Here is a 749-nt window from a genome sequence, read left to right on the forward strand (position 1 = left end):
TGACCACCCTGTACGCAGGAAGTTCCATGAAGGTCGACAGTTTTTGGCGCTGTACCGGCAGCGCGGGTGTGTACCCTTCCGTCGAAAGCGGAAAGGACACAAATGAACGACTATGTCGTTATTATCTATAACGGTGAGCAAGTATCGGTGCCAAAGGAGGTCGCAGACTTCCTTGAGCAGGATCGGAAACGGCAGCAGGCGCAGGACAAGCAGGACACAAGGCACCTGAGTAAAAGTGAGTTTGAAACGGTGCCGTCCGGTTCGGATTGCGTCAAGCGTCCCGTGGAGGATGCGGCGCTCAGGAACTTCCAGCTTGAAAATCTGCGGAAGGCCATTGCGGAACTGGATGTGCAAGGTCAAAACCTGCTCTCCCTCCGATACAGCGATGCGCTGACGATGGATGAGATCGGTCAGATCTACGGCATCTCCAAAATGGCGGTATCAAAGCGACTGAAAAAGCTGCACGAAAAGCTGGGAAGCTCTGTCTCATGACAGGGCTTCCCAGCTTTTTTGAAATTTTTTTCTGTTCTCTGGTTTACAAACGTGCTCTGAGTGTCCTTATAGGTGAGAGACAAATTTTCCGACTGAGTTGGCCGCAGTCATGATCGTCTCACCTGAACACAAGGAGCGTGTATGACCATGAATCCATTTGAACAAAGCACACAGCAGCTTCTGCGCTTCCTGACCTCCCACGCTGAGTGGGAGGTCATTGACTACATCCGGCAGGAAATACAGCATGACGCACCGGA

1 protein-coding gene is annotated in these 749 nt (G+C 51.9%); it reads left to right on the top strand.

The genetic code is table 11. The annotated features are described in order from the left end of the window. The first annotated feature begins 102 nt into the window (after positions 1-102). Positions 103-492 carry a sigma-70 family RNA polymerase sigma factor gene (locus tag H8Z83_RS19285; RefSeq protein ID WP_187016502.1) on the top strand — a complete coding sequence of 130 codons (390 nt, stop codon included), beginning with the start codon at positions 103-105 and terminating at the stop codon, positions 490-492. Positions 493-749: the final 257 nt, after the last annotated feature.

Source organism: Dysosmobacter segnis (genome assembly GCF_014297285.1).
GTDB classification, from domain to species: Bacteria; Bacillota; Clostridia; order Oscillospirales; family Oscillospiraceae; genus Oscillibacter; species Oscillibacter segnis.